General features: G+C 67.8%; 27 protein-coding genes and 1 riboswitch. Of the genes, 11 read left to right on the top strand and 16 right to left on the bottom strand.

Annotation, left to right across the window (positions count from 1 at the left end; all coding sequences use genetic code 11):
* Positions 1–226: 226 nt before the first annotated feature.
* The 8 genes from AC07ZS_RS08860 to AC07ZS_RS08825 all read right to left on the bottom strand — a co-directional run bounded on the left by AC07ZS_RS08860 (position 227) and on the right by AC07ZS_RS08825 (position 9212).
* On the bottom strand, positions 227–1441 hold the full coding sequence (locus AC07ZS_RS08860) for an ABC transporter substrate-binding protein (RefSeq protein WP_494798225.1): 1215 nt from the start codon (positions 1439–1441) through the stop codon (positions 227–229).
* Positions 1438–2520 (bottom strand): branched-chain amino acid ABC transporter permease, encoded by a 1083-nt coding sequence (locus tag AC07ZS_RS08855; RefSeq protein ID WP_494798224.1) that lies wholly within the window; start codon positions 2518–2520, stop codon positions 1438–1440. Before AC07ZS_RS08855 ends, AC07ZS_RS08860 begins: the two co-directional genes overlap by 4 nt.
* A 1-nt stretch (position 2521) precedes the next feature.
* Positions 2522–3397 (bottom strand): branched-chain amino acid ABC transporter permease, encoded by an 876-nt coding sequence (locus AC07ZS_RS08850; protein WP_494798223.1) that lies wholly within the window; start codon positions 3395–3397, stop codon positions 2522–2524.
* 3 nt (positions 3398–3400) lie between these two features.
* Positions 3401–4117, bottom strand: a complete 717-nt coding sequence (locus AC07ZS_RS08845) for an ABC transporter ATP-binding protein (protein ID WP_494798222.1) — start codon at positions 4115–4117, stop codon at positions 3401–3403.
* Positions 4114–4890, bottom strand: a complete 777-nt coding sequence (locus AC07ZS_RS08840) for an ABC transporter ATP-binding protein (protein WP_494798221.1) — start codon at positions 4888–4890, stop codon at positions 4114–4116. The genes AC07ZS_RS08845 and AC07ZS_RS08840 overlap by 4 nt, the downstream gene beginning before the upstream one ends.
* An 82-nt stretch (positions 4891–4972) precedes the next feature.
* Positions 4973–6862 (bottom strand): dihydroxy-acid dehydratase, encoded by a 1890-nt coding sequence (ilvD, locus tag AC07ZS_RS08835; protein ID WP_494798220.1) that lies wholly within the window; start codon positions 6860–6862, stop codon positions 4973–4975.
* Positions 6859–7827: a D-2-hydroxyacid dehydrogenase gene (locus AC07ZS_RS08830; protein WP_494798219.1), complete on the bottom strand. Its 969-nt coding sequence runs from the start codon at positions 7825–7827 to the stop codon at positions 6859–6861. The genes ilvD and AC07ZS_RS08830 overlap by 4 nt, the downstream gene beginning before the upstream one ends.
* Complete coding sequence (locus AC07ZS_RS08825) at positions 7824–9212, bottom strand: FAD-binding oxidoreductase (protein ID WP_494798218.1); 1389 nt, start codon at positions 9210–9212, stop codon at positions 7824–7826. Before AC07ZS_RS08825 ends, AC07ZS_RS08830 begins: the two co-directional genes overlap by 4 nt.
* Before the next feature lie 251 nt (positions 9213–9463).
* Here AC07ZS_RS08825 and AC07ZS_RS08820 point away from each other — a divergent pair, with 251 nt between their 5' ends.
* The 5 genes from AC07ZS_RS08820 to AC07ZS_RS08800 are packed head-to-tail and all read left to right on the top strand — an operon-like array spanning position 9464 to position 16029.
* Positions 9464–9994, top strand: a complete 531-nt coding sequence (locus tag AC07ZS_RS08820; protein ID WP_494798217.1) for a TRAP transporter small permease — start codon at positions 9464–9466, stop codon at positions 9992–9994.
* A complete protein-coding gene (locus AC07ZS_RS08815) occupies positions 9991–11268 on the top strand; it encodes a TRAP transporter large permease (protein ID WP_494798216.1) in 1278 nt (425 codons plus the stop codon). The genes AC07ZS_RS08820 and AC07ZS_RS08815 overlap by 4 nt, the downstream gene beginning before the upstream one ends.
* Before the next feature lie 42 nt (positions 11269–11310).
* Positions 11311–12339 (top strand): DctP family TRAP transporter solute-binding subunit, encoded by a 1029-nt coding sequence (locus tag AC07ZS_RS08810; protein ID WP_494798215.1) that lies wholly within the window; start codon positions 11311–11313, stop codon positions 12337–12339.
* A 25-nt stretch (positions 12340–12364) separates the two neighbouring features.
* Positions 12365–15901 carry an indolepyruvate ferredoxin oxidoreductase family protein gene (locus AC07ZS_RS08805; protein WP_494798214.1) on the top strand — a complete coding sequence of 1179 codons (3537 nt, stop codon included), beginning with the start codon at positions 12365–12367 and terminating at the stop codon, positions 15899–15901.
* Positions 15898–16029, top strand: coding sequence for a hypothetical protein (locus tag AC07ZS_RS08800; RefSeq protein WP_494798213.1), 132 nt, complete (start codon positions 15898–15900; stop codon positions 16027–16029). The genes AC07ZS_RS08805 and AC07ZS_RS08800 overlap by 4 nt, the downstream gene beginning before the upstream one ends.
* Before the next feature lie 122 nt (positions 16030–16151).
* Here AC07ZS_RS08800 and AC07ZS_RS08795 read toward each other — a convergent pair whose 3' ends face one another.
* On the bottom strand, positions 16152–18140 hold the full coding sequence (locus tag AC07ZS_RS08795) for a penicillin-binding protein 1A (protein ID WP_494798212.1): 1989 nt from the start codon (positions 18138–18140) through the stop codon (positions 16152–16154).
* 158 nt (positions 18141–18298) lie between these two features.
* Positions 18299–18391: riboswitch (glycine riboswitch) on the bottom strand.
* A 7-nt stretch (positions 18392–18398) separates the two neighbouring features.
* Complete coding sequence (locus AC07ZS_RS08790; RefSeq protein WP_494798211.1) at positions 18399–19019, bottom strand: hypothetical protein; 621 nt, start codon at positions 19017–19019, stop codon at positions 18399–18401.
* Positions 19020–19118: 99 nt separating this feature from the next.
* On the opposite strand from AC07ZS_RS08790, the gene AC07ZS_RS08785 reads away from it, so the two are divergent.
* Positions 19119–19301: a VOC family protein gene (locus AC07ZS_RS08785; protein ID WP_494798210.1), complete on the top strand. Its 183-nt coding sequence runs from the start codon at positions 19119–19121 to the stop codon at positions 19299–19301.
* Between the two features lie 36 nt (positions 19302–19337).
* Complete coding sequence (locus AC07ZS_RS08780; RefSeq protein ID WP_494798209.1) at positions 19338–19631, top strand: hypothetical protein; 294 nt, start codon at positions 19338–19340, stop codon at positions 19629–19631.
* 51 nt (positions 19632–19682) lie between these two features.
* Here AC07ZS_RS08780 and AC07ZS_RS08775 read toward each other — a convergent pair whose 3' ends face one another.
* Positions 19683–19940 carry a hypothetical protein gene (locus AC07ZS_RS08775; protein ID WP_494798208.1) on the bottom strand — a complete coding sequence of 86 codons (258 nt, stop codon included), beginning with the start codon at positions 19938–19940 and terminating at the stop codon, positions 19683–19685.
* Positions 19941–20040: 100 nt separating this feature from the next.
* Positions 20041–21033 (bottom strand): alpha/beta hydrolase family protein, encoded by a 993-nt coding sequence (locus tag AC07ZS_RS08770; RefSeq protein ID WP_494798207.1) that lies wholly within the window; start codon positions 21031–21033, stop codon positions 20041–20043.
* 155 nt (positions 21034–21188) lie between these two features.
* On the opposite strand from AC07ZS_RS08770, the gene AC07ZS_RS08765 reads away from it, so the two are divergent.
* A complete protein-coding gene (locus tag AC07ZS_RS08765; protein WP_494798206.1) occupies positions 21189–21626 on the top strand; it encodes an SRPBCC family protein in 438 nt (145 codons plus the stop codon).
* 11 nt (positions 21627–21637) lie between these two features.
* On the opposite strand, the gene AC07ZS_RS08760 is transcribed toward AC07ZS_RS08765, so the two are convergent.
* From AC07ZS_RS08760 to AC07ZS_RS08745, 4 genes are all read right to left on the bottom strand, one after another.
* Positions 21638–22075 (bottom strand): DUF5990 family protein, encoded by a 438-nt coding sequence (locus AC07ZS_RS08760; protein ID WP_494798205.1) that lies wholly within the window; start codon positions 22073–22075, stop codon positions 21638–21640.
* A 13-nt stretch (positions 22076–22088) separates the two neighbouring features.
* Positions 22089–22481, bottom strand: a complete 393-nt coding sequence (locus AC07ZS_RS08755) for a GFA family protein (protein WP_494798204.1) — start codon at positions 22479–22481, stop codon at positions 22089–22091.
* Between the two features lie 97 nt (positions 22482–22578).
* Positions 22579–22905 (bottom strand): low molecular weight protein tyrosine phosphatase family protein, encoded by a 327-nt coding sequence (locus AC07ZS_RS08750; RefSeq protein ID WP_494798203.1) that lies wholly within the window; start codon positions 22903–22905, stop codon positions 22579–22581.
* 134 nt (positions 22906–23039) lie between these two features.
* Complete coding sequence (locus AC07ZS_RS08745; protein WP_494798202.1) at positions 23040–23477, bottom strand: MerR family transcriptional regulator; 438 nt, start codon at positions 23475–23477, stop codon at positions 23040–23042.
* Between the two features lie 124 nt (positions 23478–23601).
* On the opposite strand from AC07ZS_RS08745, the gene AC07ZS_RS08740 reads away from it, so the two are divergent.
* The 3 genes from AC07ZS_RS08740 (at position 23602) to AC07ZS_RS08730 (ending at position 26466) form a co-directional block, all read left to right on the top strand.
* Entirely contained in the window at positions 23602–24438 is an 837-nt protein-coding gene (locus tag AC07ZS_RS08740) for a type 1 glutamine amidotransferase domain-containing protein (protein WP_494798201.1), read from the top strand.
* A gap of 78 nt (positions 24439–24516) precedes the next feature.
* Positions 24517–25494, top strand: coding sequence for an acetoacetate decarboxylase (ADC) (locus AC07ZS_RS08735; RefSeq protein WP_494798200.1), 978 nt, complete (start codon positions 24517–24519; stop codon positions 25492–25494).
* Between the two features lie 39 nt (positions 25495–25533).
* Positions 25534–26466 carry an NAD-dependent epimerase/dehydratase family protein gene (locus AC07ZS_RS08730; RefSeq protein ID WP_494798199.1) on the top strand — a complete coding sequence of 311 codons (933 nt, stop codon included), beginning with the start codon at positions 25534–25536 and terminating at the stop codon, positions 26464–26466.
* Positions 26467–26529 lie beyond the last annotated feature (63 nt).

Genomic DNA, 26529 nt, shown 5'->3' with positions numbered 1-26529 from the left:
CTGGTGCCGCCTCCTCCTTTACTTCGCTGCGTCGGCCACCCCAGGCACTGCAGCACGCCCACACCGTGACAGACCCACGTTGGCGTGCCTGCATGCCGTTGGCTCGGGGCGGTTGGGCGCTCTGCGCAGCGGGGTAAAGGAGGAGACCCGGCGAAGCCGGGTCGGGGGACACCCGCGGAGCAGAGCGCCCGGCCGCCCCGGGCCCGCGAGGTAGACAACAGAAGATTCAGTTCTGCCCGATCAAGTCCCCGAAGAGCTCCCAGGTCTTCCCGTTGAACCGCATCATCCGCTGCGCCTCCACGCCGAAGTAATCGTTGGGCCCAGTCTTGATCTTGATCCCCGGCAACAGCATCGGCAACTCCACATCGAGATTCGCCGCCTGCTTCATGATGTTCTCGCGCGACAAATCTTCGCCGCACTGCTTGAGCGTCTGCACCAGCGCCTGCGCCATCGTGTAGCCGTACACATTGAGCTGGTCGCCCGTGCTGCCCGCTGGGTAGTATTTTTTCATGAACGCCAGCCAGTCCTGGAAGCCCTTGTCGTTCGCCCACTGCGGGTCGTTCGGGTCCTTCAGGTAATAGGACGTGATCAGCCCCGTCGCCTTCTCCAGCCCCGCCGGCTCCAGCACCCCCGACACCGAGGTCGCCGTGGCCGTCAGGATGAACGTCGGCTTCCAGCCGATGTCGTACACCTTGCGGATCGTCATCGACGCCCACTTCGACACCCCGTGCACGATCAGCGTGTCCGCGCCCGAACCGCGCAGCGCCAGCACCTGCGAATCGGTGTTCGGGTCGGTCGACTCGAACGTCGCCTCGGCCACGATGTGCTTCTTCACACCGTCCGGCCCCAGCGCGTGCTTCACGCCCTCCACATAGTCCTTGCCCGCATCGTCGTTGCCGGTCAGCAGCGCGATCTTCGCGTCCGGCTTGGTCTTCTTCAGGTACTCGACGTAGATCTTCGCCTCGGCCTGGTAGGACGGCTGCAGCACGATGGTCCAGGGCCAGTTCTTGTGGTCGCCGAAGGTGGAAGCGCCGGCCGCCGTGAACAGCTGCGGAATCTTGCGCTCGTTGAGGTACTTGCGCACCGCCACGTTGGGCGCCGTGCCCAGGATGTTGAAGATGAAGGCCACCTCGTCGCGCTCCACCAGGCGGCGCACCTGCTCCACCGTCTTGGGCGGGCTGTAGCCGTCGTCCTGCACCACCAGGTTGAGCTTGCGCCCGTTCACCCCGCCCTGCTCGTTGAGCATCTTGAAGTAGGCCGTCTGCACGCGGCCGATGGTGCCGTAGGCCGAGGCCGGTCCCGACAGCGGGCCGGTCTGGCCGAACTTGATCTCGGTGTCCGTGATGCCCGGCGCGTACTTCTTCTGCGCGAAAGCCAGGTGGGGCAGGGCGGCAAGACCGGTGGCGGCCGTGGCCGAGACGATGAGCGTGCGACGTTTCATGGTGTCTCCGAAGAAGGGGGAATGGGGTGATGACGACGGGACCGGGTGAGGCGCCGCCAGGCGCCTTCGAGCGCACCGGCAATGCCCTTCTTGAGCAGGAACACGCTGAGGATCATGAGCACCCCGTAGATGGCCCAGGGCGCGGACTTGGAAAGGTCCTCGGCGAAGTTGGGCACGAACTGGATGAACATGGCCCCGAACAACGGGCCCCACCACGAAGACAGGCCACCGATGACCGCGCCCACCAGGAACAGGATGGACAGCAGCGGGTGGAAGGAGTCGGGCGCCACGAACTGCACCACGATCGCCCCCAGGCCGCCGGCCACGCCGGTGAACAGGGCGCTGACCGAGAAGGCGAGCGACTTGTAGAGCGAGATGTTCACGCCCATGGCCGAGGCGGCGGTGGGGTGGTCGCGGATGGCCAGCAGCGCGCGGCCGATGCGGCCCTTGAGCAGGTTGCGACCGAGCACGAACATCACCACCGCCACGAACAGCGTGAGCAGGTACAGCCAGGCGTCGGGCGTCATGGGCAGACCAAAAGGCGCCGACGGTTTTTCCAGCGTGATGCCCTGCACCCCGCCGGTCCAGCCCTGCAGCGACTTGTGCTTGAGGAACTGTGGCGTGGCCACCGCCAGCGCGAAGGTGGCCAACGCGAGGTAGTGGCCCTGCAGGCGCAGCGCCGGGCGGCCGAACAGAAAGCCCACCACCATGCACACCGCACCGGCGATCGGCAGCGTGGCCCAGTAGGGCACACCCAGGCGCGCGATCAGGATCGCCGTGGTGTAAGCCCCCAGGGCGTAGAACGCGCCGTGGCCGAGCGAGATCTGGCCGCTGTAGCCGGTGAGGATGGTCAGGCCGAACAGCACGATGGCGTAGATCAGCGTCATCGTGGCCTGGAACAACCGGTAGTCGGTGACCAGCAGCGGCAGCGCGCAGGCCAGCGCCAACAGCAGCACCAGGCCGGTTCGCTCCAGGCGGCTGAGGCCGCCGGCGGCCACCGGTGCAATCACCGGGGTGGTGTGGGAAGAAGGGGTGGAGGGCAGCACGCGGGCGGCCGTGTTCTCGCTGATGGCGGCCATGTCAGACCCTCCTGACCAGGGTGACGCCGAAGAGGCCGGCGGGTTTGAAGGTCATGACGCCCACGATGATCACCAGCGCCAGGGTGAGCTTCATGTCGTCGCCAATCACGTAGGTGCCGAGCAGGTTCTCGATCACCCCGAGCAGGAAACCGCCGAGCACCGCGCCCCAGGGGTTGTCGATGCCGCCCACCAGCGCGGCGGCGAATCCGTAGAGCACGGCCGCGCCCAGCATGTTGGGCTCCAGGAAGAGCACGTGCGCCACCATCATCCCGGCCACGGCACCGATCGCCGCCGCCAGGCCCCAGCCCAGGCCGAGCATGAGGTCCACACGGATGCCCACGAGCCGGCTCGACGCCGGGTTCTGCGCCGCCGCGCGCATCGCCAGGCCGAGCGAGGTGAAGCGGAAGAACAGGTACAGGCCCACCACCACCAGCAGGGTGATGCCGATGGAGCCGACCTGGTGCGCGGTGGCGTAGCCGCCGAGGATGCGCACGTCGGGGAAGGGGCTGGGGAAGGGCCGCACGTCGTAGGTCCAGATCCAGCCAGCCACGCTGTTGAAGATCAGCAGCATGCCGATGAACAGCACCACCAGCGGCAGGTGCGACTTGGTGTGCGCCGCCACCGGGCGGATGACGAAACGCTCCACGCACAGCCCCATGGCGAACGACACCACGATGGTGACGCCGAAGGCCGACCAGTAGCCCAAACCCGACTGCATCAGCGCCCAGGCGATGAAGGTCGAGAACATCGCCATCTCGCCCTGCGCGAAGTTGAGCAGCTGCGTGGAGCGGTGGATCATGACCAGGGCCACGGCGATGCTGGCGTAGATGCCGCCATTGGCCAGGCCGGCCACAAACTGGTGGATGAAGTTGTCCATGGCTCAGGTTCCCAGATAGGCGCGGCGCACCGAGTCGTTCTGCTTGATCTCGTCGGAGGGGCCCGAGAGCACGATGCGGCCGGTCTCCAGCAGGTAGGCGTGGTCGGCCAGGTCCAGCGCGAGGTTGGCGTTCTGTTCCACCAGCAGCAGGCTCACCTTCTGCTGCGTGTTGATGCGGCGCATGATCGCGAAGATCTCTTTCACCACCAGCGGCGCCAGGCCGAAGGAGGGTTCGTCGAGCAGCAGCAGGCGCGGGCGCAGCATCAGCGCGCGGCTGATCGCCAGCATCTGCTGCTCGCCGCCCGAGAGCGTGCCGGCCTGCTGGTGGCGGCGCTCGGCCAGCTTGGGGAAGTAGCTGTAGACCAGCTCGAAGTCCTGCGCGATGCCGGCGCGGTCGCTTCGCGTGTACGCACCCAGGCGCAGGTTCTCTTCCACCGTGAGGTCGGTGAAGGTGCCGCGCCCGTCGGGCACGTGGGCCACGCCCAGGCGGGTGATCTGCTCGGTCTTGCGCTGGTCGATGCGCTCGCCTTCGAGCCGCACCTCGCCCTGGCGCGTGCACATGCCGCAGATCGCCCGCAGCGTGGTGGTCTTGCCCGCGCCGTTGGCACCCAGGATGGCGGTGATGCCGCCGCGTTGCAGCGTGAAGCTCAGGCCGTGCAGCACCAAGGTGCTGCCGTAGGCGGCGTTCAGGTTCTTCACCTCGAGCAGAAGGTCGCTCATGCGGGGGCTCCCAGGTAGGCGGCGATCACGTCCTCGTTCTGCTGCACCTCGGCCGGCGAGCCTTCGGCGATCTTGCGGCCGAAGTTCAGCGCGACCACTTTGTCCGACAGCGCCATCACCAGGCCCATGTGGTGCTCCACCAGCAGCACGGTGATGCCGCGCTCGTCGCGGATGCGGCGGATCAGCACCTGCAGGCCGTGCAGCTCTTCGTGGTTCAGGCCGGCGGCGGGCTCGTCCAGCAGCAGCAGCTTGGGTCGGGCCATGAGGGCGCGCGCCAGTTCCACGCGCTTGCGGTAGCCGAAGGGCAGGTCGGCCACGATGGCCTGGCCGTAGCCTTGCAGGCCCACCAGTTGCGCCGCTTCGCGCGCGCCGTCGCGCAGCTGGCGTTCTTCGGTTCGCACCAGGGGGAGGTTCAGCGCGTTGGCCGCGAAGCCGCCGCGCGTCTGCGAGTGGCCGCCGAGCATGATGTTCTCGTCCACCGTGAGCGTGTCGAACAGGGCCACGTTCTGGAAGGTGCGGCCGATGCCGGCGGTGGCGATCTGGTGCACATCCATCGCGAGCAGGTCCGCGCCATCGATGTGGATCGAACCCGAGGCCGGCTGGTAGAGGCGGCTGAGGCAGTTGAACAGCGTGGTCTTGCCCGCGCCGTTGGGGCCGATGAGGCCGCAGATGCTGCCGTGCGGCACTTCGAAAGACACGCCCTCCAGGGCCACGATGCCGCCGAAGCGCACACCGAGGTTGGAGATCCGCAGGAGGACCGGTTTGCTTGTCATGTCTCCGCTTTCCGAGTTTGAAAGCCAGTCTAGAAGTGCGCCTCTGTCCCGACCTCGTCGGAAGCGACGAAACCGATGAGACCTAGGGTTCTTGCTGAGCGTCGAGGCGCTCGAAGGCGGCGAGCCGCGAGATGTCGCGCACCGCACCGGTGGAGGCCGAGGTGGCCAACGCACCGTAGATGCGCAGCGCGGTGCTTACCTCGCGCTCGCGCGGTGCGGGCTTCCACGCGGCGGCGCCGCGCGCCTGCATGCGCTGGCGGCGCGCGGCGAGTTCCTCGTCGGAGATCGCGAGCTCGATGCGGCGCGCCGCGAGGTCGATCACGATGGGGTCGCCGTCTTCCACCAGCGCGATGGCGCCGCCCGAGGCGGCCTCGGGCGAGACGTGCGCGATCGCCAGGCCCGAGTTGGCGCCGGAGAAACGGCCGTCGGTGATGAGCGCGCAGCTGGTGTGCAGGCCCATGGAGTGGAACACCACGGCGGGCTTGGACATCTCCTGCATGCCCGGCCCGCCGCGCGGTCCTTCGTAGCGCACCACCATGGCGTGGCCGGGTTTCACGCTGCCGTTCTCGATCGCGTCGCGCACGCTGATCTCGCTGTCGAACACGATGGCCGTGCCCTTGAACTGGTGCATGTCGGGGTGCACGGCGGCGGTCTTGATCACGCAGCCTTCGGGCGCGAGGTTGCCGCGCAGCACAGCCAGGCCACCGGTGGCCGAGTAGGCCGAGGCGCCCTCGCGGATGCAGCCCTTCTGGCGGTCCACGTCCAGCGTGTCGTAGCGCTTGCTCTGCGAGAAGGCTTCGGTGGTGCGCACGCCGCCGGGCGCGGCGCGGTAGAAGCGCTGCACCTCGGGGTCTTCGCTGCGGCGCACGTCCCAGCGCGCCAGCGCATCGGCCAGCGAGGGCGCGTGCACGCAGCCGGCGCGGGTATCGAGCAGGCCCAGGCGGTCGAGCTCGCCCAGGATGCCGTAGACGCCGCCGGCGCGGTGCACGTCTTCCATGAAGTAGTCGGGCGTGGACGGCGAGACCTTGCACAGGTGCGGCGTGTCGCGCGAGAGGCGGTCGATGTCTTCGAGCGTGAAGTCCACCTCGCCCTCGTGCGCGGCGGCCAGCAGGTGCAGGATGGTGTTGGTGGACGCGCCCATGGCGATGTCCATGCGCATGGCGTTCTCGAACGCGGTGCGGTTGGCGATGGCGCGCGGCAGCACGCTCACATCGCCCTGCCCATAGCGGCGGTGGCACAGCTCGGTGATGAGCCGGCCGGCCTGGCGGAACAGGCCTTCGCGGTCGGCGTGCGTGGCCAGCAGCGAGCCGTTGCCCGGCAGCGCCAGGCCCAGCGCCTCGGTCAGGCAGTTCATGGAGTTGGCGGTGAACATGCCCGAGCACGAGCCGCAGGTGGGGCAGGCGCTGTGCTCGTAGCCCTTGGCGTCGGCCAGGCTGGTGCCCGGGCGCGCGATCGCCACATAGGACTCGACCACGCTCACGCGCTCGGTTCGGGTGGCGTGCTGCATGCGCCCGGCCTCCATCGGCCCGCCCGAGATGAAGACCACCGGGATGTTCAGCCGCATCGCAGCCATCAGCATGCCGGGCGTGATCTTGTCGCAGTTGGAGATGCACACCAGCGCGTCGGCGCGGTGGGCGTTGACCATGTACTCGATGGCGTCGGCGATCAGCTCGCGCGAGGGCAGCGAGTACAGCATGCCGTCGTGCCCGGCGGCGATGCCGTCGTCCACCGCGATGGTGTTGAACTCGCGCGCCACGCCGCCGGCGGCGGTGATTTCCTCGGCCACCAGCTTGCCCAGGTCGCGCAGGTGCACGTGGCCGGGCACGAACTGGGTGAAGGAGTTGGCCACCGCGATGATGGGTTTGCCGAAGTCGCCGTCGGTCATGCCGGTGGCGCGCCAGAGCGAGCGCGCAGCGGCGGCCGAGGGGCCCGGGGCGGTGGTGACGAGCGCGGAGCGGTAAGGGGTTTTCATGCGGCGGCGCGGGGATCGACCCGGTCGTTGAGGGCGTTGCCGGCCAGACGGGCCTGCACGTTGGCCACCACGTGGCGGGCGAGTCGGTCGTTGTAGCGGGCGGGCGCGGCGCCCCCCAGGTGCGGCGAGACGATCACGTTGGGCATGCCCCACAGCGGGTGGCCGTCGGGCAGGGGTTCGGGCTCGGTCACGTCGAGCGCGGCGCCGGCCACGGTGCCGGCGCGCAGCGCGCGCACCAGCGCAGGCGTGTCGATGACCGTGCCCCGACCGACGTTGACGATGATGGCGTGCGGCGGGCAGGCGGCCAGCTCGTGCTCGCCGATCAGGCCGTCGGTGGTGGGCGAGCCGGGTGCGGCACACACCACGAAGTCGGCGCGCGCCAGGGCCTCGTGCAAGCGGCTCACAGGCAGCACCTCGTCGGCGTCGGGGTGGGGGCGGCCGCCGCGCGTGACGCCGGTGATGTGCATGCCGAAGGCGCGCGCGCGGCGCGCGAGCTCACCGCCGATGCTGCCCATGCCCACGATCACCAGGCGCGCATCGAACAGCATCAGCATGTCCTGGCGGATCGTGTGGTCCCAGCGGCCCGTGGCCTGCGCGGCGAGCACGCGCGGCACGCGGCGCGCCACGGCCAGCAGGAGGCCCATGGCGTGTTCGGCCACCATGGGCGACCACACCGAGCCGGCGTTGGTCACCTGCACGCGCTCGGGCACGCCGTGCACCACCAGGGTTTCGTAGCCGGCCGAGAGGGTCTGCAGCCACTGGCAGGGCGAGCCGGGCTGTTGCAGGGCGGCGGCCAGCGCGGGCGTGTAGTCGGAAGCGGGCAGCACCATGCCGTCGGCCTCGGCCGCCGCCTCGGGCAGTTCGTTGGCGGCCACCCAGCGCACGCGCACGCCGGGCAGGGGCTGCAGCAGCTGTTCGAACACGGGGCGGGCCACGGGGGTGCAGATGGCAAGGCGCAGGCTCATGACAGGATCCGGTGGGGGTTGAGGATGTTGCGAGGGTCGAGCGTCGCCTTGAGCGAGCGCATGACGGCGATCTCGGCGGGGCTGCGCGACTGCCCCAGGTACTCGCGCTTGAGCCAGCCGATGCCGTGCTCGGCCGACACCGATCCCCGGTAGCGGCCGACCACGCCGTAGACGGCCTGCTCGATGGCGTCGAAGGCCTGCGGCCGGTCCGGCGGCTGGTGCACCGCGAGGTGCAGGTTGCCGTCGGCCATGTGGCCGAACACCAGCAGGTCGCAGCGCGGGTCCACCGCCAGTGCGGCGGCCTGCACCTCGGCCACGAAGCTGTCCATGCGCGAGATGGGCACGCTGACGTCGAAGGGCACGATGGGGTCGAGCAGGCGCGAGGTCTCGATGGCCAGGTCGCGCACGCGCCAGAGTTCCTCGATCTCGGCGCCCGACTTGGCCAGCACCGCGTCGGCCACGGTGCCCTGCTCGATGGCGCTGCCCAGCATCTGCTCCACCCGGGCCTGCAGGGTCTGGGCGTCGGTGCCCGAGGCCTCGATGAGCACGTGGAAGGCGTTGCCCGGCGCGATCGGCGCGGGGCGTCCGAGCAGGGTGACGGCGCGGTCGTAGTAACTCGCCCACATCACCTCGAAGGAAGTGAGCTCGCCCGCCAGGCCGGCGCGCGCGTGGCGCAGCAGGGCCTTGACGCGCACGAAGTCGGCCACGGCGCACAGCGCCACGGTGCGGTCGGCCGGCTGCGGGAACAGGCGCAGCACCGCGCGCGTGATCACCCCGAGCACGCCCTCGCTGCCGATGAACAGGTGCTTGAGGTCGGGCCCGGTGTTGTTCTTCAGCAGGGGCTTGAGGCCGTCGAGCACGGTGCCGTCGGCCAGCACCACCTCCAGGCCCAGCACCATCTCGCGCGCCATGCCGTAGCGCAGCACGCGGTTGCCGCCGGCGTTGGTGGCGATGTTGCCGCCTAGGGTGCAGCTGCCGCGCCCGCCCAGGTCGAGCGGGAACATCAGGCCGGCCGGTGCCACGCGCTCCTGCAGCGTCTGCAGGATCACGCCGGCCTGCACCGTGGCGGTGCCGGCGTCGGCGTCGATGTCCTCGATCGCATTCATGCGCTCGGTGGACAGCACGATCTCGCCCGCGCGCGGCAACTGCCCGAGCGCCAGGCCGGTGCGCCCGCCCTGGGTGATGACCGGCACACCCTGGGCATGGCACAGCGCCAGCGCGGCGCTGAGTTCGGCCGTGTCGGCGGGCCGGATCACGGCCAGCGGCGCTTCGCCCCGGTTGCCCAGCACGTCGACGAGGTAACGCTCCTCGATCGCGTCCGCGCCCAGGACGCCCCGGGGACCCAGCAGTTTTTGCAGGGCGGAAAGAATGCTCGTTGCAGGCAAGGGCGCTCCTCGAAATGGTGCGCCAGTCTAGAAAGCACACCCGGGCCGGCCATCGTCCGAAGCGACGATCCGCAACCCCGGGTACACCCTGATCCCGGGCGGTGCGCGCCAGGGTCGTCGGGCCATTTCGTCGGTTCCGACGATGGGTGCCACCGGCCCCCTACCTACACTGGCCTCACACCAAGAAACCCCATGGAGACATTCCCATTGCTGCCACCGCCCCTCCCCTCGCCCCACCGGATGCGCCGGTGATGCGCGACGACACCCCCCAACCCGGTGCGCTGGCGGGCGCGGGCCGCGCCATCGTGCGCACGCTCGAAGTGCTGCTGGTGGTGTGCCTGCTCACCATGATCGCCATGGTGTTCGGCAACGTGGTGCTGCGCTACGGCTTCGACGGCGGCCTGGTGCTCTCCGAGGAACTCTCGCGCTTCGCCTTCGTGTGGATGACCTTCGTCGGCGCCATCCTGGCGGCGCGCGAAGGCATGCACGTGGGCGTGGACGCCCTGCTCGTGGCCCTGCCCGACTGGGCCCACCGCGCCTGCCTGGTGCTGGCCGAGGTGCTGGTGATCGCCTGCTGCGCGGTCTTCGTCTGGGGCACCTGGCGCCAGCACGAGGTCAACGCCAGCACGGTGGCGGCGGTCTCGGGCCTGCCGATGATCTGGGTCTTCGGCGTCGGCTACGTCACGGGCGGCGGCATCGCCTTCATCAGCCTGCAGCGCATCGTGCACATCCTGCGCGGCGGCTCGCTGGAGCGCGAGATCGCGCCGGAGGGCCTGGAATGACCTTCACCATCTTCCTCGGCGCCCTGGGCGGCGCCATGGCGATCGGCATGCCGATCGCGTTCGCCCTGCTGGTCACCGGTGCGGCGCTCATGATCTTCAGCGGCGAGTTCGACGCCACCCTGCTGTCGCAGAAGATCGTCGAAGGCGCCGACAGCTTCCCGCTGCTGGCCATCCCCTTCTTCATGCTGGCCGGCGAACTGATGAACGCCGGCGGCATCTCGCGCCGCATCGTGGACTTCGCGCTGGCCTGGATCGGCCACATCCGCGGCGGCCTGGGCATCGTGGCGATCGCCGCGGCGGTGATCATGGCGGCCATCTCGGGCTCGGCCGCCGCCGACGCGGCCGCGCTCACCGCCATGCTGATCCCCATGATGCGCAAGGCCGGCTACGACGTGGCGCGCTCGGGTGGCCTGATCGCCGCCGGCAGCGTGATCGCGCCGGTGCTGCCGCCGTCGATCGCGCTGATCGTCTTCGGCGTGATCGCCAACGTCTCGATCGGCAAGCTGTTCATGGCCGCCATCGTGCCCGGCCTGCTGATGGGCGTGGCCCTGGTCGCCACCTGGCTGTGGATCTCGCGCAAGGAGCCCGGCCGCATGCAGCCGCGCACCCCCATGCCCGAGCGCCTGCGCATCACGGCGCGCGCCACCTGGGCGCTGATCATGCCGATCGGCATCGTGGGCGGCATGAAGCTGGGCGTGTTCACGCCCACCGAAGCGGCGGTGGTGGCGGCGGTCTACGCCTTCATCGTCGGCATGTTCGTCTACCGCGAGCTGACCTGGCGCATGCTCTACCCGCTGCTGCTGTCCTCGGCCAAGGCCTCGGCCGCCGTGGTGTTCCTGATCGCCACCGCGCTGGTCTCGGCCTGGCTGATCACCGTCTCGGAAATCCCGCAGCAGGTCAGCGACATGCTGCAGCCGCTGATCGCCAACCCCACGCTGCTGATGTTCGCCATGATGGCGCTGGTGATCGTGGTCGGCACCGCGCTGGACTTTTCGCCCACGCTGCTGATCCTCACGCCCATCCTGATGCCCATCGTGCGCGAGGCCGGCATCGACCCGGTGTACTTCGGCGTGCTGTTCGTGATGAACAACGCCATCGGCCTGATCACCCCCCCGGTGGGCATCGTGCTCAACGTGGTGTGCAGCGGCGCACGCCTGCAGATGGGCCAGCTCATGAAGGGCCTGTGGCCGTTCCTGATCGCCGAAGTGGCCGTGCTGTTCCTGCTGGTGATTTTCCCTTCCATCGTGCTGGTGCCGCTGCGCTGGCTGTTCTGAGCACGCCCCTTTTTCCCCCACCCCAAAAGAGAGAGACAGACCATGACCACCCTTCTTCGCAAGACCCTGCGCCCCGGCCTGATCGCCGCCGCGGCCGCCGCCGCCGTGTTCACCACCGGCCTGGCCCAGGCCGAGTTCCAGGACCGCACGGTGCGCATCTCCATGACCGGCAGCAAGGACCACCCCGCCGGCATCGCGCTGACCAAGACCAGCGAATGCCTGGCCGCCAAGTCCGGCGGCAAGTTCAAGATGCGCCCCTTCTTCGAGGCCGTGCTCGGCCCGGAGCAGGCCAACCTCACGCAGGTGCGCAGCGGCTCGCTCGACGGCGCTGTGATCACCACCGCCGCCACCGCGCCGGCCGTGCCGCAGCTCGGCGTGTTCGATCTGCCCTTCCTGGTGAGCGACTACAAGGAAATCGACGCGCTGCTCGACGGCGCCTTCGGCGAGCGCCTGGCCGGCTTCTACGGTGCGGCCGGCCTGGTGCATCTCTCGTTCTGGGAACACGGTTTCCGCAACGTGACCAACTCGCGCCGCCCCATCAACAAGCTGGAAGACCTGCAGGGCCTCAAGCTGCGCGTGATCCAGAACAAGACCTTCATCGACACCTTCACCCAGCTCGGCGCCAACCCGGTGCCCATGCCCTTCACCGAGGTGTACTCGGCGCTGGAGACCAAGGCCATCGACGGCCAGGAAAACCCGGTGGCCTTCCTGCAGACCTCCAAGCTGTACGAGGTGCAGAAGCACGTGGCCCTGACGCGCCACGTCTACAGCCCGGTGAACTTCATCTACTCCAAGACCCAGTACGACAAGCTCGCCCCCGACGAGCAGAAGGCGCTCAAGGACTGCGCGATGGAGAACCGCCTGGTCAACCGCCAGCTCGGCCGCGACATGGAAGACAAATCGGCCGCCTACCTCAAGACCCAGGGCGTGGCCATCACCGAACCCTCCAAGGCCGAACTCGAGCGCATGCGCGAGAAGACCAAGGTGGTGTACGCCAACCAGACCGCCGTGCTCGGCCCGGACCTCATCAACGCCCTGAACGCCGAAGTCAAGAAGATCCGCGGTCAATAAAAGAGAACCGGCCTCGCCCCACGCCATGAACGCCCCACGCGACCTCCCCAACCCCTTCACCCTGGCCGACAAGTTCACGCGCGAGGAAGGCCCGATCTACCTCAACGGCACGCAGGCCCTGCTGCGGCTGATGCTGGATCAGCGCCGCCTCGACCAGCGCAGCGGACTCAACACCGCCGGCTTCGTGTGCGGGTACCCGGGCTCGCCGGTGGGCGGCGTGGACGGCGAGATGCAGCGCAACCAGAAGCTGCTCGACACGCACCACATCGTGCACCGCACCGGCCTGAACGAGGAGCTCGCGGCCACGGCGGCCTTCGGCACGCAGGCGCTGCACGAAACGCCCGGCGCGCGCTACGACGGCGTGTTCGCCATGTGGTTCGGCAAGGCGCCGGGCGTGGACCGCGCGGGCGACGCCTTCCACCACCACAACTTCCGCGGCGTGGGCCGCAACGGCGGCGTGCTGGTGGTGGCGGGCGACGACCCGCACGCGCGCTCGACCATCTTCCCGAGCGACTCGAACGCGGCCTTCTACAAGTTCTTCATGCCGATCCTCGCACCGGGCAACGTGCAGGAGGTGATCGACTTCGGCCTGCACGGCTATGCGCTCTCGCGCGCCAGCGGCCTGTGGACCGGCTTCAAGTTCGTCACCGACGTGGCCGACAGCGCGGGCGTGGCCTGGGTCGGGCACGACCGCGTGCAGCCGGTGCTGCCCGAGGTGCTGTACGACGGCCAGCCGCTCAAGCCGGTGTTCCGCCCCAACGAGGCCGGCCCGCCTTTGATCGAGGCCGAGCGCCGCATCGCCAACGGCCAGCTGGAGATCGCGCGCCGCTACGCCGCACTCAACGGCCTCAACCGCATCGTGGTGCAACCCAAGGCCCCGCGCATCGGCATCGTCACCTGGGGCAAGACCTACTACGACGTGCGCCAGGCGCTCAGCGACCTGGGCCTGCACAGCGACGAGGCGCTGGCCGAGGCCGGCGTGGGCATCCTGAAGATGGGCCTGATCTACCCGGTGGAGCCGGACATCGTGCGCGAGTTCGCGCGCGGCATGCCCGAGCTGCTGGTGGTGGAGGACAAGCGGCCCTTCGTCGAGCTGTTCCTCAAGGAGATCCTGTACGGCACGCCCGACCAGCCGCGCATCGTCGGCAAGGCGGACGAGCACGGCGCGCCCCTGTTGCCGCTGCAGGGCGAGCAGTCGGCCGACACCATCGCGCGCGCGCTGCTCAAGCGCCTGGGCCCGCTGGTGCAGACGCCGGTGGCGCAGTCGCGCGCGCTGCTGCTCAACCCGCCGGCCTTGAAGCGCGCGCCCATCATGCTGAGCACCGCGCGCACGCCGTACTTCTGCTCGGGCTGCCCGCACAACACCAGCCTGAAGGCACCCGACGGCGCCATCGTGGGCGCGGGCATCGGCTGCCACATCATGGACCTGTGGATGGGCGAGGGCTTCGGCGTCGTCAAGGGCTACACGCAGATGGGCGGCGAGGGCGCGCAGTGGGTGGGCCTGGCGCCCTTCACCGACACGGCGCACTTCTTCCAGAACCTGGGCGACGGCACCTTCGCCCACTCGGGCAGCCTGGCGATCCGTTTCGCGGTGGCGGCCAAGACCCACGTCACCTACAAGCTGCTTTACAACTCCACCGTGGCCATGACCGGCGGCCAGGACATCCTGGGCGGCATGACGGTGCCCGACATGGTGAAGATGCTGGAGGCCGAAGGCGTGGCCCGCATCCTGATCACCACCGACGACCCCGAGCAGTACCCCGGCGGCAAGGTCGGCAGCGCCGCGGTGTGGCCGCGCGAGCGCCTGATGGAGGCGCAGAAGCTGCTGGCCGGCACGCCGGGCGTGACCGTGCTGATGCACGTTCAGCAGTGCGCCACCGAAAAGCGCCGCCTGCGCAAGCGCGGCAAGATGGACTACAAGCCGCGCTCGACCATCATCAACGAGCGCGTGTGCGAAGGCTGCGGCGACTGCGGCGTGAAGTCCAACTGCCTGAGCGTGCAGCCGGTGGAAACGCCCTACGGCCGCAAGACGCAGATCCACCAGTCCTCCTGCAACCAGGACTTCTCCTGCGTGAAGGGCGACTGCCCCTCGTTCGCCACCATCGAGGCGCCTGCGCTCAAACAGAAACTGCGCGGCGGCCAGCGCGTGCCGCTGCCCACGGCGCTGGCGCTGCCCGAGCCGGTCTCGCGCGTGCCCGAAGGCGCATTCTCGATCTGCCTCACCGGCATCGGCGGCACCGGCGTGGTCACGGTCAACCAGATCCTGGGCACGGCGGCGTTCCGCAGCGGCATGAACGTGCAGACCTACGACCACACCGGCTCCAGCCAGAAGGCCGGCCCGGTGGTCTCGCACCTGAAGGTGCTGCCGCACGGCGTGGGCGGCTCGCCCACCGTGGGCACGGCCAGCGCCGACCTGTTCCTGGTGTTCGACCCGCTGGTGGCGGTGAGCGCGAGCAACATCGTGGTGGCCTCGCCCGAGCGCACCGTGGCCATCGTCTCCACCACCGCCGTGCCCACGGGCGAGATGGTGGCCAACAAGGCCAAGCACTACCCCGCGCCCGACCACCTGCGCGAGACGCTGGACAAGGTGACGCGCGCCGAGCACAACGTGTACCTGGACGCGCAGCACGTGGCCGAGCGCCTGATGGGCGACCACATGGCGAGCAACCTGCTGCTGGTGGGCGCGGCCTACCAGGCCGGCGCGCTGCCGATCCCGGCCGAGGCGATCGAGGACGCGATCCGCCTGAACGGCACCTCGGTGGAGATGAACATCGAGGCCTTCCGCTGGGGCCGCCTGCTGGTGGGCGACCCGGCCAAGGTGGAGCAGGCCATGCAGCAGAACCGCACCCCTGCGCCGGTGGCGGCCGAGCTCTCGCCCGCCGCGCGCGCGCTGGTGGACAGCGTGCCCGGTCAGGACGCCGCGCTGCGCGCCGTGCTGGAACTGCGCGTGCCCGAACTCATCGCCTTCCAGAACGCGGCCTACGCCGAGCGCTACACGCGCCAGGTGGCCGCCATGTGGCGCGCCGAATCGGCGCTGCCGGGCGGGCGCAGTGCGCTGACGGTCGCGGTGGCGAAGAACCTCTACAAGCTCATGGCCTACAAGGACGAGTACGAAGTGGCGCGCCTGCTGCTGGACGATGCCGAGCGCGCGCGCCTCACGCGCACCTTCGGCGAGAACCCGCGCATCACCTGGCACCTGCACCCCACCTTCCTGCGCAGCCTGGGCTTCAACCAGAAAGTGAAGTTCGGCCCCTGGTTCGCGCCGGTGCTCAAGCTGCTGCGCGCGGCCAAGGGCATCCGGGGCACGGCGCTGGACGTGTTCGCGCGCACCGAGGTGCGCCGCCTGGAGCGCCAGCTGCTCGAACACTACGAGGCGCTGCTGGCCCAGCTGGTGGAAGCGCTCAACGCCGGCAACCACGAGCAGGCCGCGCGCATCGCCGCGCTGCCCGACATGGTGCGCGGCTACGAACACGTGAAGGTGGGCAACGCGCGCCAGTACGCGCAGGCCATGAACCGCGAAACCGCCGCCATGGGCCTGGCGCTGCCGCTCGCGCTGGCATGAAGATCACGCGGGTCGACGTCCAGACCGTGCTCATTCCCCGGGTGATCCCGAGGAACGACGAGACCGACGGGACATGGGACCTGCCCGCGGTGATCGCGCGCGCCTGCCGCAGCTGGTGGAACACGTGAAGGCGATCCGCGACGTGACAGCCACCTGGTGCCCGAGATCTTCGCGCCGCTGATCGCGGCCATTCCCAACGGCCTGATCGAACGGCGCTCTGGTGCTCAGCGAACGGCCCGGCCACGGGCTGTCATTCAACGAAGACTTCATTGCCCGGCACCGGGCCGCCTGAGCCGGCGCAGCCGAACGGGCTTTCGATGAAGGCGTGTGGCGCCTCGACGCAGGCGCCGGCGAGGTACTCCGGGTAGACGTAGTCGTCGCCCAGCATCACCAGGTCCGCCGGCGGGCTGCGCTGCGCCTGGGGCCGATCGGCCACGGCGGTCTTCATGTAGTCCGTCCAGACCGGCAGGGCGAGGCTGCCGCCCGTGGCGTTGCCCAGGCTGCGCGCCTGGTCGAACCCCATCCACACCACCGAGGCGATGCCCGACGAATAGCCGGCGAACCAGACATCGCGGGCGTCGTTGGAGGTGCCGGTCTTGCCCGCCGTGTCCGCGCGCCCCAGCGCCTGCGCGCGCCGCGCCGTGCCTTGCCGCACCACGTCGCGCAGCAGGCTGTCCATCACGTGGGCGTTGCGCGGGGAGATCACCTGCGCGCGCGGCGCCACCGTCGGCGCTTCGTAGAGCACGCCGCCGCCGCGCTCGCTCACCTGCAGCACCAGGCGGGACTCGACCCGCTCGCCCTCGTTGGCAAAGACGGCATAGGCCTCGGTGAGCTGCAGCGGGGTCACCGCGCCCGCGCCCAGCGCCAGCGGGAGGATGGGCGGGTTCAGCTCGGCCGCGAAGCCGAAGCGGGTGGCGAACTGCTGCACGTACTCAGGGCCGGCGGCGTCCATGAGGTTGACCGCCACCACGTTCTTCGAGCGCGCCAGCGCCCGCCGGGCCGTGATGAAGCCTTCGTACTGGTGGCCGTAGTTGCGTGGCCGCCAGGCCTTGCGCCCGCGCGCCGCGGGCGTGACCAGCCGCTGCGTGTCGTCGATGCGCGTGCCGGGGAAGTAGCCCTTTTCCAATGCGGCGGAGAACACGAAGGGCTTGAAGGTCGAGCCCGGCTGGCGCACCGCCTGCACGGCGTGGTCGAACTGGTTGCGCGCGAAATCGGAGCCCCCCACCAGCGCCAGGATGTCCCCCGACTTCGCATCGACGGACACCAGCGCGCCCTCCAGCTGCGGCCGCCGGGCCTTCTGCAGGCCGGTGCGCAAGGCACGGGCGGCGGCCTGCTGCGCCGCCACGTCGAGGGTGGTGGTCACGTCCAGGCCGCGCGAGTAGGCCTCGTCGCCGAAACGCGCCACCATCATCTTGCGCACCTGTTCGACCGCATGGGCCGTGGCCGGGTCCGCCGGCGGTGGGCGCGGCCGCAGCGTGAGCGGCTCCGCGCGCGCCTGCTGGTGCGCCGGCTCGTCGAGGTGTCCCAGCTCGCGCATGCGCTTGAGGATGTGCTGCTGGCGAACGGTGGCGCGCTCGCGGTTGACCACCGGGTTGTAGGCCGAAGGAGCCTTGGGCAGGCCGGCCAGCATTGCGGCCTCGGCGACGCTGAGCTGGTCGAGCGTCTTGTCGAAATAGACCGACGCGGCGGCGGCAAATCCGTAGGCCCGCTCGCCCAGGTAGATCTGGTTCATGTACAGCTCCAGGATCTTGCCCTTGCTGTAGGCCGCTTCGAGCTTGTAGGCCAGCAGGATCTCCATGATCTTGCGCCGGTAGGTCTTCTCGCGGCTCAGGAAGAAGACGCGCGCCACCTGCATGGTGATGGTGCTCGCGCCCTGGGTGTGGCCACCGGCCACGAGGTTGCCGAGCGCCGCGCGCGCGATGCCCGCGTAGTCCACCGCGCCGTGTTCGTGGAAGCGCGCGTCCTCGATGGCCAGCAAGGCGTTCTGCATCGTCTGCGGGATGCGCTCGATCGGCACGAACTGGCGCCGCTCTTCGCCGTACTCCGCGAGCAGGCTGCCGTCGCGCGCGTGGATGCGCAGCGGCAGCATGGGGTCGTAGTCGGCGAGGTGGCCGACCTCGGGCAGCTGCAGCCACAGGCGGTGCAGGGCATAGGCCGCGCCGAGGGAAGCGCCGATGCACAGGCCGACGGCCAGGGCGAGAAAGAAACGGAAGGTGAAGGCAGGCCGCGAGAGGCGCATGGGCAAGGACTCAGGTGAAGGCAGGAACCGCGCGATGGCCGTTCCTGTGGGCGCCTCTCCCTCTGTCCTTTTACCTGAGAGTTTCGACTGCGTGGCAGTCTGCCCCTTCGGTGTGCCGGTGCGCGCGTGGTGCGGCCCGGCCTCTCTCCAGTCGGCGAAATGTGTCTGCGGTCCGTTGAGCCTGAGCGATCATGGGAGTTTGCGCCTTCGGCGGAGGCGCTCGACGCGCCTCGCTCTCCCGCAGAGCGTCGCAGTCTATCAGTTGGCGTTGGCCGGGGGCGCAGCGGGCGGGGGCGTGACCGCTGCTGGCGGGTCCACCGGGTCGAGAATGCTCTTGGGCGGGTTGCGCTTCATCTCGGCGGCCAGGGTGAGCTGGTCGGGGCTCATGCATTCGTCGGCCAGCCGCGCGCCGATCTTCTGGCTCATGAGCATGGACTTGTTGCCCAGCTGCAGCCAGAGCGCGCCGCGCTTGGGGTCTTCCAGGCGGATGGCGCCGGTGCGGCTTTCCACCGGGTGCATGTAGTAACGCGCGTTGCGCGTGTTCTTCACCTGCACGATGAAGAAGCCGTCGCGTTTGGCGGGCGTGATCTGCACGGCATTGCCGAGCTCGCACGGGATGCTGCCGATGTACACCCGCTTGGCCACCGCGAGATCGGCTTCGGAGAGCGTCACGTTGGTGTCTTCCTCGATGGGCGTCACCTCTTCCACGGCCTTGGCGGCGGAGCGGGCCAGTGGGGGACGCTTGGTGGCGGTGGCCTGCGCCTTGGTGGCAGCGGGCGCGGGCTTGGCCGCGGGCTTCGCCGGCGCCTGCTGGGCCTGGGCGGCGAAGGGGACGAGCGCCACGGCGCTCAGCGAAAACACGAGGGGGAGGAGCTTCATGGGGCCGTAGTCTGCACGCATGGGGGCCGGAATGGTGTTCGCAGATGTTTCGGTGTAGGGGAATGGTCTGCTGAGACGGCCGTGTTACGGTAAGCCCCCATGCACATCGAGGGCATCAGCCACATCACGTTCATCGTTCGCGACCTCGAGCGGATGGCGCACTTCCTGTGCTTCGGTTTGGGCGCGCGGGAGGTGTACTTCTACGATTTCGACAACCACTTCTTCGAGCTTCATACCGGCACGCTGGAACAGCGGTTGGAGCGGTATGCGAGAGGGGCCTGACGGCCAGAAACAGACATTGATCAAGGCGTCCACAGTATGAAACTCAATCGCGGTGAACCGGACCACCCTCATTGGAAGAAGCCGTTCTCGAACAAAGAGATGGCCGCCGTCTGGTGGGGCTTCGGCGCATGCTCTTTCGTGCTCGGTCTTCACGAATGGTTTGACCCGTCGCAAGTGCCGTTCAGCGGCCGCTGGAGCTGGGTTAAAACAATGGCTTTCAACGCTATGGGACACCGGGGGCCCGCGATCCTTTACATGAGTCTCGGGACCATCATGGTCGCCGCTGGTTTCTTGAAGTGGTCTGCGTATCGGGGACAGAAGCAGGTGTGATGGCATCAAACGGAAGTCACCTGCGCGCCCGAGAGCCGCGCGAGTGAGCCTTCAACTTCCTACAGTCTTAAGGGCTGACAGAACCAGCTGCTGAGGCACGAGCACCGCTAGGCCTATGCCGATCCACCACCAGCCTCTTTTCCGCAGGCTCTGCACCTCGGCATCGCCGGCCTTGCCAAGTTGAATGATTTCATCTGGCGTCAAATGTCCCAGTCGCTTCATGATTTTCAGCTTCATGGGCAAGAGCCAGAGAACCCCGATCACAACCCAAACAACCAGCGAAATGAGGAAGAGAGATGAGAGGGTCATAGAGAAGAGGTCTGCTGTTGGCCGATGGCCGCCATGCTAGCCCAGGCGGGGCAGACACGAAGCGGCCTTGGTGCTTCCTTGAAGCCAACCGGGCACAACATCAAGGCACCTTCAATGCCTTGCTGAAAAAGCCCACGACCGCTGCATTGAAGCTCGCATGAAACGCGACCCGGTCAAAGCCCGGCGCACTGGTGCAAATGTCGGGCGCGATCGAGGCCAGCGCACTGCTGCACGGGGCCAGGAAGTCGAAATGCCCGGCGTTGGAGACGACGCGATAGTCCGGCGCCTGCGGCAGCCCGAGCCGGACCACTTCGGCATAACGCGGATGAGGGAGGATGGCATCGTTCTCGGCGCGCCAGAGCTGCACGGGCACCTTGACGTTTTTGAGCCCCTCCGGTGCGAAGGTGAACCCGAGCGCCGGTGCGGCCACCACAGCGGCCTTGATCCGCGCGTCCGCTGCGCTGGCCAGCGTGGACGCGGCGGGAGGGGTGACGGCGTTTCCGCTCTTCGCCAGGAGCTGGCAGGCAAAGTCGCCGGGGTACTGGCGGCACATCGGCCCGATCGTTGAAAAGTCGGGCACCGCGCCGATGTTCGCGAGCGTGGTGAAGCCGCCCGCCGAGAAGCCAAACATGCCGACCCGCGCAGGGTCGATCGCCGCGCGGCCACCCCAGCTCGACAGCATGTGGTTGATCACCCGGGTGATCTGCCTAGGCCGGTCCATGATGTCGACGCTGCGGCTCTGGTCTGCGTAGTTGTCGCCCGTGTGCGTGACGGCGGCCACCACGAAGCCTGCGTCGGCCAGCGCAATGGCCGTATCGAAATGCCCGAGCAAGGAGCCGCCGGTTCCATGTGACATCAGGATCAGCGGCAACGCCTGGCCCTGCACAGGGCCGTTGGCCGCCACGCTCATCGTCGTCGGGCCCAATGCCAAGGGCTGGGCTGCGGCGGGGCTCGGGTACCAGATGCCAATGGGGAGCGGCTTGCCGTCCGGATCCGCGGCAACGCCATGCTGAAAGCCGGCGGCATGGGCGCAGGTGGCTGCAAGCGCCAGGGCGACGACCGCAGAGAACCGTGTTGCGTTGAACGTTTTCATGGAGCGCGAGCCTCGGTGGGAATGAAGCTGGCGATTATCTGCAAGGGCCCTGCAGCGGTCTTGTGCCTTGCGACGAAGCGCGGATACTCTTCGCCAAACGCCCAGGGCGGGCGCGAGATGCCGCGCCTGAGCTTCGCAACCATTTCAACCACCTCATGCAAATCGAAGAACGCGTCCACATCGCCGTCCCGCCCGCGACCATCGATCGCATCTGGAGTGAGGTCGACCGATGGCCTCTGTGGGACCCGGACACCAAGCAGGCCCGGCTCGATGGGCCCTTCGCCGTCGGTACAAGGGGCCGGATCACGCCCAGCAAGGGCATGGGCGTGCCGATGGTGGTCACCGAGCGCACCGAGGGCCGGTCGTTCACCGTGGTGGGGCACATCCCGCTGTTCCGCATGCACTTCGAGCACACGGTGTCTCCGGTCGCCGGCGGGTCGGAGGTGATGCACCGCGTGTGGTTCACGGGAGCCCTTTCTTTTCTCTTCGGGCCCGGCGTTGCCAGGCAGGTTCGCGAGGGGCTTCCTCGGACCATGCAGTCACTGAAAACCTATGCCGAGCAACGCCACATGTCGCTCAACAGCGGCGCCTGACGCCCCCTCACTCAGGAGCGCCTGGCCAGCTGCCAGCTGATCGAAAGAGGATCCACGGTCGCGCACACCGGCCCGCCATCTCGCGCCGTGCCGTGGATGCGAGCTTCGATGGCGCAGTGGGCGTCTCCCGCCGCCGTCTCCACCAAGGACCGGGGGATGCCGGCCAGCTTGATCTTCGCCCTTCGCGCCCAGAGGGTGTCCGGTTGACCGGCATAGGTGCCCGAGTTCAGGTAGATGAAGCGGTCGGCCGGTGTGCCTTGCGCAAACGGGCCGCGGAAGTTGAACGATCCGTCTGGCAGCGTGGGCCCGAGCGGCAAGGTCAAGGCGAATGACGCGAGCTCGGCCGTTGATGCGTAGGGCGGCAGCAGGCCATCGCGGCCGTGCTGCACGGCCAAGCGGACACCGGGTGGGGCTGACGTGATGAGCAGGATGATCTGAAGGGTGTTCATTGGAGAGCCCGATTCAATCCTCGAACCGGCCCGTGTCCTCGCGATCGCGCTCGTACCGCTTGATGAGCGGAAACGGCGGCAGCCAGGCTTCGCGGCGCACGGTCCAAAGTTCGTAGGTGGGTGTGAACTGGTCGGGCGCGTCGAGAGCCCCCAGGTTGACTTCGATCTCATCGCCACTGCGGCCATACACCGAGGACCCGCAGCGCGGGCAGAAGAAGCGGCCTTCGTAATCGCGCGTCTCGCCGTCGATGGTCACGGCGTTCTCCGAGAACACCGCCGAAGCGTGGAAGAGCGTGCCGTGGTGTTTGCGGCAGTCGAGGCAATGGCACAGGCCCACCCGGAAGGGCCGGCCTGTCGCTTCGATCCGAACATTGCCGCACAGGCAACCACCGGTGAATGTGTCCATGTGGTGTCTCCTCGTGGTGTGGAAACGAAACGGCTTCGTTATACCGCCTGCCAGCTCGCCCGGATACGGATGCCCAAGCAGGCGGGACGGGACGAAGCTAAAGGCCCAGATGGCGGGGCACGCGTTGCTGCAGCAGCTGCACGAGTTCGGGCTGCATGTAGCTGTAGTTGTCGGGGATGTCCAGGCAGACGAGCTTCTTGCCCTTCAGGTGGTGCTTGAAGCGGCGGGTGAGCAGGGCGCGGTGGCGCTTTTCCATCACGCAAATGAGATCGGCCCACGCCAGCTGATCGGCATCCAGAGGGCAGGCCGCATCGTCCGCCAGACCGGCGGAGTCGGTCTCGATGCCCGGCAAGGCGGCGAAGACGGCTTCGGCGGTGGGGCTGCGGAGCTGGTTGCGGCTGCAGACGAAGAGGATGTTTGGCATGACTGAGGATGATCTGTCCCTGGGTATGCATGACTGCTATGCAGCGATAGCTGTCCGCCGCTCGAATGGTGCTGACGGTCAGGTTCCGCGGGAAGCGGTCACTGACCCAAAAGACTGTTTCTTTGGCCTTACGCTCATTCGGCTGTCTGCCCCGCCAATGCTGGCCCGGAACTCGCCTTTAGCTTGTCTAGCACCCACTGCGCGCGATCCGTGCAGGCAAGCGCGTCGGGGCGGTTCTTGACGCTGTCGATGGCAACCAGGAGTTGCGCCTTGTTCTGCTCCAGACGCTTCTGCAGAACTTCGATTTCCGCGACTTTGCGTTCCAAGCTCCCCAGCAGCTCGGCGTGCTGCCAGCGGGCCTGGTCGTTGGGGAGAAGGTTGCGAATCTCATCGAGCGAGAACCCCGCGCTCTGCGCGCTGGTGATGATGTCAAGCGTCCACAAGGCCTCCGGCCCGTACTCGCGGTAACCGTTCTCCTTGCGCTCGACCCCTCGGATCAGCCCACTCGCCTCATAGAAGCGGATGCGCGAGGGAGCCAACCCGCTGTGCTTGGCCAGTTCGCCGATCTTCATGGTGGACCTCAAATTACCGCTTGACTCTCAAGTTGACTTTAACCTTAAAGTTTCGTCATCGTCAAGCGAGGACCCAGCCATGAAGCCAAGCGCAGAGCATCCATTTCCCCAAAGCCGAGGCCCCGTGGCCAGGCTCAGCACGACGGTCATGACGTTCATCCGGAACAGCCTGGCTGCGCTCACGGCGGCGGCTTGGCTGGCGGTCCCTGGGCCGGCCCAAGCCCAAACACAGGGCTCGGAATCAGTACCGGCGAAGCGAGTTCTCATCGTGGTGACCAATCACGCGGACTATCCCAGCCGGGATGACAAAACCGGCCTGTGGCTGACCGAGCTGACCCACTTCTGGGATGTATTGCAGGAGGCCGGGATCACGATGGACATCGCGAGTCCTGCCGGCGGCAAGAGCCCGCTGGACGAACGGAGCCTAAGCTCGTTCTATCTCGACGATGCCGCACGAGCCCATCTGCGGGACCCGGCTTTCATGGAACGGCTACAGCACACGCTGCGCGCCGCGGACCTGGACCCGTCCAACTACTCGGCCATCTACTTCACCGGCGGCCACGGGACGATGTGGGACTTTCGGGATGCGCCCGACCTGAAACAGCTGTCCGAGGACATCTACAGCCAGGGCGGCATCGTTTCGGCTGTCTGTCATGGCAACGCAGCCTTGGTGCAACTCCGCGGCTCCGACGGACAGCCGCTCATCGCAGGGCGTCGGGTCACCGGCTTCTCGAACTTCGAAGAGCGCTTGGCCGGCGTGCGGGACCAGGTCCCCTTCCTGCTTCAAGACGCGCTGGTGGCTGCTGGCGCGAAGTACGAGAAGGCCTGGATTCCTTTCACCTCGTTCGCCTTGACCGATGGGCGGATCGTCACCGGCCAGAACCCTCAGTCCGGCAAGGCCGTCGGTCTGCAAGTGCTGACGCTGCTGCGGGCGCAGCAATCGATATCCGACAACAAGTAGCCCGCTTTTAGCCGGCCGGATGCCTTGCACGCTGCCAGTGCTCCGGCCAGATCACTCCACCCCAACAGGAATATCGCCATGAATCATCGAGCTCTCATCGCATCCACTCTCGTCGCCCTGAGCACAGCCACCAGCGCCGCATGGGCCGCTGAGGCGGCAGCGCCTGAAACCACGACCATCAACCTGGCCGGGCGCGAAGTGCCCGTGGTGAAGGGCGGCCTCTACGACCGCTTCCGCTCCAACCCTCCGCTGTCCGTCATCGCCTCCGAGGCTCCTGACGTCGACCTGAGCTGGTTCAAGCAGCTCAAGAAGGAGAAGGTCGACATCGGCTTCGAATCCTATTCGCCGAATTTCTATTACAAGAACGGCCGAGTCACGGCCATCTTCACGGCCGATTTGGCGAAGCTGAAGGAGTTGATGCCGGCCAAGGTCCTCGAGCAGGTTCAGCCCCTGCAGGTCTGGCCGGGGCGCGGCCTCATCGCGCTGACGGCTTATACCTATCGCTACTGCGACAACGACAGCTACAACGAGATCGGGCTGTCCGTTGTCACCAACCGGCCTGGCTCGACCAGCTTCGGGCCGTTCACGCTGATGCGTCAGTCCATGTCGGACGATTTTTGGGGCTATGTACTCAAGCTGCCCGTGAACACCGAGCTGGCGCGCGTGCGGGGCGTGGTGGGCTACAACCTGCCAAAGTGGCTAACCGACATCACGTTCAAGGAGACCGACAAGTCCGTCGTCGTCGAAATCTTCGACAGCGAAACGAAGAAGCTCGACGTCACGCTCGAGACTCAAAAGCTGACGGACCTGTCCAGCAAGGAGACGCTGGTGACCAATAGCTTTACCAACGTCGATCAGAAGGGACAGCTGACGACCGGCTATTCGGTGTCGCGTCAACTCAGCCATGCCAGCAGCTCCAGTGCCGAGTCCGTCCATCTGACGCTGACCGAAGGGAGCTTGTCCGCGTACATCAAGGCGCTGAAACTGGGCAAGTTGGTGAAGTACGAATACGTGCCAGAATTCCAGGGCGCGCTGTACTCGCCCAAGCCACTTTGAGCGCCCGGTCCATCTGAAGCCGAATTGGGAAGGAAGACTATGCAAACCATCCTGGGCGCGACAGGCCAGATCGCCGTCGAATTGGCCCGAGAGCTGCATCGGAATTACACGCGTGAACTGCGCCTCGTGAGCCGAACCCCGCGCAAAGTCAACGAGACCGACATGCTGGTATCGGCGAACCTGCTGGATGCGAAACAGACAGCGGAGGCGGTCAAGGGCAGCGAGGTCGTGTATTTCACGGCCGGCCTGCCGCCGGACACGGAGCTGTGGGAGTCGCAGTTCCCGACCATGCTGAAAAACTCCCTGGACGCCGCCCGGGCAGCAGGTGCGAAGTTTGTCTACTTCGACAACACCTATATGTATCCGCAGGACGGCCAACTGCTGACGGAGGAGGCCCCCTTCGAGCCGGTCGGCCGCAAGGGCAAGGTCCGCGCGGCGATGGCCGCCATGGTACTGGAGGAGATGGCGCGCGGGGAGATTCCGGTGCTCATCGGCCGGGCGCCCGAGTTCTATGGTCCGGGCAAGACGCAGAGCTTCACGAATGCCCTGGTCATCGACAAGCTCAAGCTCGGCAAGAAGCCCAAGGTGCCGGTGCGCGACGACACGCGCAGGACCTTGATCTGGACGCCCGACGCCAGCCGGGCCCTGGCCGCACTGGGCAATGCGCCGGATGCCTATGGACAAACCTGGCATCTCCCCTGCGACGACGACCGACCGACCTACAAGCAGTTCGTGGCTATGGCCACCGAGGTCTTTGGCCGGCCCGCCGGGTACGGAGTCATCAGCAGCATGGCCATGACCGTGGCGGGTCTTTTTGCGAAGGAGGTTCGTGAAATCCGGGAACTGCTGCCACGCTACAAGCAGGACAACCTGTTCGACTCGAGCAAGTTCAAGCGCCGTTTCCCCGATTTCGTCGTGACCACCTACCGGGAAGGCTTGCGTCTAATTCGGCAGGAAGCAAAGAGCGCCTAAAGACGGACGGCCAGAGCTCGTCGCTCGCGCCCAGCATTGGCACTTACGTGCCAAGGAGAACGC

This window comes from Hydrogenophaga sp. GW456-12-10-14-TSB4 (assembly GCF_059424305.1).
The sequence above is the reverse complement of the archived record's forward strand: the minus strand, read 5'-3'. Positions and strand labels throughout refer to the sequence as shown.

What these genes read in the sequence shown, in the direction of transcription:
- AC07ZS_RS08795 (WP_494798212.1), bottom strand. Translation starts at nt 18,140, where the DNA reads ATGCGCCTCTCGCGGCCTGCCTTCACCTTCCGTTTCTTTCTCGCCCTG.
- AC07ZS_RS08815 (WP_494798216.1), top strand. Translation starts at nt 9,991, where the DNA reads ATGACCTTCACCATCTTCCTCGGCGCCCTGGGCGGCGCCATGGCGATC.
- AC07ZS_RS08850 (WP_494798223.1), bottom strand. Translation starts at nt 3,397, where the DNA reads ATGGACAACTTCATCCACCAGTTTGTGGCCGGCCTGGCCAATGGCGGC.
- AC07ZS_RS08775 (WP_494798208.1), bottom strand. Translation starts at nt 19,940, where the DNA reads ATGACCCTCTCATCTCTCTTCCTCATTTCGCTGGTTGTTTGGGTTGTG.
- AC07ZS_RS08830 (WP_494798219.1), bottom strand. Translation starts at nt 7,827, where the DNA reads ATGAGCCTGCGCCTTGCCATCTGCACCCCCGTGGCCCGCCCCGTGTTC.
- AC07ZS_RS08760 (WP_494798205.1), bottom strand. Translation starts at nt 22,075, where the DNA reads ATGAACACCCTTCAGATCATCCTGCTCATCACGTCAGCCCCACCCGGT.
- AC07ZS_RS08745 (WP_494798202.1), bottom strand. Translation starts at nt 23,477, where the DNA reads ATGAAGATCGGCGAACTGGCCAAGCACAGCGGGTTGGCTCCCTCGCGC.
- AC07ZS_RS08855 (WP_494798224.1), bottom strand. Translation starts at nt 2,520, where the DNA reads ATGGCCGCCATCAGCGAGAACACGGCCGCCCGCGTGCTGCCCTCCACC.
- AC07ZS_RS08805 (WP_494798214.1), top strand. Translation starts at nt 12,365, where the DNA reads ATGAACGCCCCACGCGACCTCCCCAACCCCTTCACCCTGGCCGACAAG.
- AC07ZS_RS08810 (WP_494798215.1), top strand. Translation starts at nt 11,311, where the DNA reads ATGACCACCCTTCTTCGCAAGACCCTGCGCCCCGGCCTGATCGCCGCC.
- AC07ZS_RS08820 (WP_494798217.1), top strand. Translation starts at nt 9,464, where the DNA reads ATGCGCGACGACACCCCCCAACCCGGTGCGCTGGCGGGCGCGGGCCGC.
- AC07ZS_RS08780 (WP_494798209.1), top strand. Translation starts at nt 19,338, where the DNA reads ATGAAACTCAATCGCGGTGAACCGGACCACCCTCATTGGAAGAAGCCG.
- AC07ZS_RS08860 (WP_494798225.1), bottom strand. Translation starts at nt 1,441, where the DNA reads ATGAAACGTCGCACGCTCATCGTCTCGGCCACGGCCGCCACCGGTCTT.
- AC07ZS_RS08770 (WP_494798207.1), bottom strand. Translation starts at nt 21,033, where the DNA reads ATGAAAACGTTCAACGCAACACGGTTCTCTGCGGTCGTCGCCCTGGCG.
- AC07ZS_RS08840 (WP_494798221.1), bottom strand. Translation starts at nt 4,890, where the DNA reads ATGACAAGCAAACCGGTCCTCCTGCGGATCTCCAACCTCGGTGTGCGC.
- AC07ZS_RS08790 (WP_494798211.1), bottom strand. Translation starts at nt 19,019, where the DNA reads ATGAAGCTCCTCCCCCTCGTGTTTTCGCTGAGCGCCGTGGCGCTCGTC.
- AC07ZS_RS08800 (WP_494798213.1), top strand. Translation starts at nt 15,898, where the DNA reads ATGAAGATCACGCGGGTCGACGTCCAGACCGTGCTCATTCCCCGGGTG.
- ilvD (WP_494798220.1), bottom strand. Translation starts at nt 6,862, where the DNA reads ATGAAAACCCCTTACCGCTCCGCGCTCGTCACCACCGCCCCGGGCCCC.
- AC07ZS_RS08785 (WP_494798210.1), top strand. Translation starts at nt 19,119, where the DNA reads ATGCACATCGAGGGCATCAGCCACATCACGTTCATCGTTCGCGACCTC.
- AC07ZS_RS08730 (WP_494798199.1), top strand. Translation starts at nt 25,534, where the DNA reads ATGCAAACCATCCTGGGCGCGACAGGCCAGATCGCCGTCGAATTGGCC.
- AC07ZS_RS08750 (WP_494798203.1), bottom strand. Translation starts at nt 22,905, where the DNA reads ATGCCAAACATCCTCTTCGTCTGCAGCCGCAACCAGCTCCGCAGCCCC.
- AC07ZS_RS08755 (WP_494798204.1), bottom strand. Translation starts at nt 22,481, where the DNA reads ATGGACACATTCACCGGTGGTTGCCTGTGCGGCAATGTTCGGATCGAA.
- AC07ZS_RS08765 (WP_494798206.1), top strand. Translation starts at nt 21,189, where the DNA reads ATGCAAATCGAAGAACGCGTCCACATCGCCGTCCCGCCCGCGACCATC.
- AC07ZS_RS08735 (WP_494798200.1), top strand. Translation starts at nt 24,517, where the DNA reads ATGAATCATCGAGCTCTCATCGCATCCACTCTCGTCGCCCTGAGCACA.
- AC07ZS_RS08845 (WP_494798222.1), bottom strand. Translation starts at nt 4,117, where the DNA reads ATGAGCGACCTTCTGCTCGAGGTGAAGAACCTGAACGCCGCCTACGGC.